This is a genomic window from Sunxiuqinia dokdonensis (genome assembly GCF_001270965.1).
In the GTDB taxonomy this organism is placed as follows: Bacteria; Bacteroidota; Bacteroidia; order Bacteroidales; family Prolixibacteraceae; genus Sunxiuqinia; species Sunxiuqinia dokdonensis.
On the sequence record NZ_LGIA01000058.1, the window covers coordinates 1 to 3,941 of the forward strand.

The 3,941-nt window shown below is 44.4% G+C and carries 4 protein-coding genes; 2 read left to right on the plus strand and 2 right to left on the minus strand.

What is annotated here, in order from left to right:
* Positions 1-35: 35 nt before the first annotated feature.
* The gene (locus NC99_RS05530) at positions 36-938 is read right to left on the minus strand and encodes a hypothetical protein (RefSeq protein ID WP_053180698.1); all 903 of its coding nucleotides are present in this window, start codon (positions 936-938) and stop codon (positions 36-38) included.
* Positions 939-1,120: 182 nt separating this feature from the next.
* The gene (locus NC99_RS05535) at positions 1,121-2,326 is read right to left on the minus strand and encodes a C1 family peptidase (RefSeq protein ID WP_053180700.1); all 1,206 of its coding nucleotides are present in this window, start codon (positions 2,324-2,326) and stop codon (positions 1,121-1,123) included.
* A gap of 257 nt (positions 2,327-2,583) precedes the next feature.
* Here NC99_RS05535 and NC99_RS05540 point away from each other — a divergent pair, with 257 nt between their 5' ends.
* Together NC99_RS05540 and NC99_RS05545 are read left to right on the plus strand one after the other, a co-directional pair.
* Positions 2,584-3,309, plus strand: coding sequence for an META domain-containing protein (locus NC99_RS05540; protein ID WP_082326326.1), 726 nt, complete (start codon positions 2,584-2,586; stop codon positions 3,307-3,309).
* Positions 3,310-3,524: 215 nt separating this feature from the next.
* On the plus strand, positions 3,525-3,941 hold a 417-nt coding region (locus NC99_RS05545; RefSeq protein ID WP_394330539.1), incomplete at its 3' end, for a sugar-binding domain-containing protein.

Sequence of the window (3,941 nt, forward strand, 5' to 3'; positions counted from 1 at the left end):
TCTGACAACCAATCACGGTGACGTGGTCTTGTTTTTCAATCGTTATTCCGGTGAAAAATGGGATGGCCTGGTGCAATTTTTATAGTTTGATATTTCCAATCATGCAGCCCACAAATATATTGAAATTGAAGGGCATTTTTTCTCAGCGCTTTTTTTGCTGAAAAAGTATAAACCGCAGGCTGATCCCGTTCATTTTTATATCCTGAATATCCGCTTACGGAGTTGGTCACCGTCCATTTTTCATTGCTGAATTCGAATCCGGCACTGTACATCAACGCATCGTTTTGGAGGTTGTTCATATCGTTGGTTTGCCACGAGTAAAAACCAAACGATGCAAATGGCAAACCGTTCATTCTCCCCATCAAATGGGGAACTTCCTTTGAAAAACTGAAATCAAAAAAATATCCGGGGCTGTCGCTGTACCGGGCAGCATCAAATGGCCTGCCCGAAGCCGTTTTACCGACCATACGCACCAAGGTATTCGGAAACTTGCGGTCCTTCACCAACTGAATCGAAGTTCCAAAATACAGATCGCCGATAGCCAGCCCATTTCCATCGCGGTCGCGGGCAGCCCGCTCATCCCGAATGGCATCTGACATGGCATAATGTTCAAGCCAAACGCCGTACACCTCAATTGCAATTTTATCCGAAAACGGAAAATAAAAACGACCAGCCAGGTTTTGGGTGTGATCTCCTTTTCGAAAATGAAAGTCGGAACTCAGCTTCACACTTTTTGCTTTTTCAAGCAAGCCGTTAGCCACATCAGGAACTGGCAGTGCGTTGGGGCCTAAATAACCGGGGCTTATGGTAAGAAAACTGCGCCAGCCGGGCATGCCAGACTCCCAGCCGTGTGTTTCATTCCACCACGACCAATCCTCCTGCGCCTGCGCACAAACGATCGAGAAACAGGCAAGTGTAAAAAATATTAGTCGCTTCATCAAGCTGATTTTGTAGAGAATTAGTTCTGGCGACCTCACCGTTGGAGATAGACAAACATGGCGCTCCTATCCATTTCTGAAATAGACGACAAGCTATTTCCATCGTAAAAGCCAGGCCAAAGATAGGAATCACCCGATCAATGGCATAAAAAAAACTCCCATGGCTGTGGGAGTTTCGTATGCTATAGATTCAATTTTTTTCGAATCGCTTTCGGAATGGCGTCTTTGTGAACCATGATGCTCATGGTTTTGTATTGAACGTAGGGTTTCGACGCATAAAAAAATCCATCGTAATTATTGTAATCACCCCACGAATTCTTCACTTTGTAATAGACCGTTCCGTCCTGATCTTGGGCTGTGCCAACAAGCAACATGCCGTGATCGTCGGTGGTTTGGTAGTTGTCAAAAGCTTCCTGACGCATTTCCTGCGTAATTTTTTTCTCCGGACCGGGTTTCTCCAGCCTGTATAGTTCGGTGTTCTTTTCACTTTCCGATAAGCTTTCCCAACGGGCAATTTCCGCATCGCTCATTTCTTCCTTGTCAACGGCAGGAATAACAGCCACGCCCTTTTTAGATGTGCTGAAACCTTTTTCACTCACATCAGCAGCCCAGGCTACCGTATAACCATTGGCCAGCGAGTGATCGATAATTTCTTCAAACTCATTCAAAGGAACATTGTACACCTCATCCCACATCCAGTTGTCCGGAACTTCAATAATAAACTTGGAATAAAACGGATGGTGTGTGTATGAACTCACTTCAACATAGTCGTCCATGTTAAGCCCCACGTAATCAAGCGCAAAACTCATGGGCGTGTATGTTGTTCCCTTGTATTCGAAGCTGGCCGGAATTTCGCCCAAATAGGAATCCAGCGTTCCGCGAAGCGATTCGCGCCAAGCCGAGCTTAATTTTTTATTCGGATTCTCAATGATCCCTTCCACCTGTTTCAAAAGCACCTTATCCATTTCGCCGTGAACGTGCTTGGATTCACCATAATTTAGGCCCGTATAAACTTCTTCGGGAACGATTCCATATCGTTTAATGACCTGCGTCACATCGTGAAAAGCACCGCCAGCCGAAAAGTTCAAATTGCCGTGCAGACGTACATATTTCTGTGCTTTTTCATCGTAAGTGTGCCACACGATAAACATTTCGGAGAGATCAACTTCCGGTCCACCTTTGCGAAGGATTTCGGCCTCAAGAAAGCTTAATCCGGAAAACGACCAACAGGTCCCCGAACGATATTGATCTTTCACCGATGTGTTTGGAATTTCATTGATTAGAGAGAATTGATAGCCTTCAGGCTTTTCATTGTCCTGCGCACTGACCATCCCCACAGAAAAGGCTGCAATCCACGTCAACAGCAGGAAATTTCTAAAGTTGTTCATAAATAAATAGCGAATAAAGTATATAAAAAGTTGGCCAAATATACTAAAATCCTGTGCATTGCTTAAACAATACCTCAACCTAAACAATGTTAATTTTAGTTAATAATTGAACTCAAAACCTCCATTAACGCAACCGTAGTTGTAATTTGTCGATCTTGAAGATTCTTATAAACATTTGTTGTCTATCGGCAGTTTTAATTACATGCAAAGCCAAGGAAAAAGCAGTTCTTGGTAAATCAAAGGCAAAAAAGACTGAAATGAAGAATTTAAATTGGTTGTTGATGCTTGCTCTTTTAATGCAGGCTTGTGCTTTAAAAAAGCAGGCTGTGCCTACGGGTCAGTATTTTGGCGAACTGCCCTGTGCCGACTGCCCGGGTATAAGCTACACACTCAGTTTGAACAAAAATTTCACCTACAGCGAAACCACTCGCTACCAGGGACGCGAAGCCAGCGACTTTCGGGATTCCGGGAAATATGAGCTTATTAACGACACCATTGTCAAACTCACCAGCAAGCCCGAGCACTCGGGTTTGAGGCAATTTGTTGCCAAGAACAATCAACTGTTTATTCTCGATCTGGAAGGAAATCCCATTGAGTCGAGTTATGCCAATTGGTATATTTTAACCAAAGATAAACCGTCTGCTCAAGTCGAAAGCCAACTGAACACGACTTGGGAATTACAACTGATAAACGATCTTCCGGTAACGGTTGAAGATAAACTCCCTTACCTGGAGTTTCAACTCAACGAAGGCCGGGTTAGTGGATTTGGAGGTTGCAACCGAATGAATGGCCCCGTCCAACAATCAGGCAACACGCTGAAATTCGGGATGATTATGACCACCAAGATGGCCTGTCCTGACCTTGAGACCGAAAGTCAGTTTCTGAAATTACTCAACAACCGGACGTGGAGTTACAAGATTGAGGGCTCAAACCTAGTCTTAACCGATGGAGACGAGCAACTTGTTTTCACTCAAAAAAAGTGAGCCCAACCCCTCCACATCAAACAATCGTCACAGCTCAAAAAGGAAAGTGAATCATGCTGAAAATTGATATTTCCATGAGTGATTGTTCGCATTTAGGTGTACCAGTAACAGACGGCGAAGTGAAGATACAAAAACAGACTTCGTTCTTTTGAAAGAGGTGGTAGATAGCTACTATACCCGATGTGAAACCTAAATAAAAACAAAATCACCCGAACATGAAATTTACGCTTAAAGTCCTGTTGCTGATCTTACCTTTTTTTTCTATGGCTCAAGATTGGCAAATGAAACAGGCTCCGCTCATGACCAACTTTTCACAAGACATTGATCCGGAAAACGTGTTACCGGAATATCCCCGGCCTCAACTTGAACGCAGCAGTTGGAAGAATCTTAATGGTATTTGGCAGTTTCAGCCGGGAATCGGTGCTCAGGACCCCTTACCCGCAGGAGACTTAACACGCAGGATCTTGGTTCCGTTTGCCATTGAATCCGCTATTTCAGGCGTGATGGAACACCATCCGCGCATCTGGTATCGCCGCCATTTTATTGTACCTGAGAGCTGGAATGGCCAACGCATCCGATTAAACTTTGGAGCGGTGGACTACGAAGCGGAAGTTTTCATCAACGGCACCAGC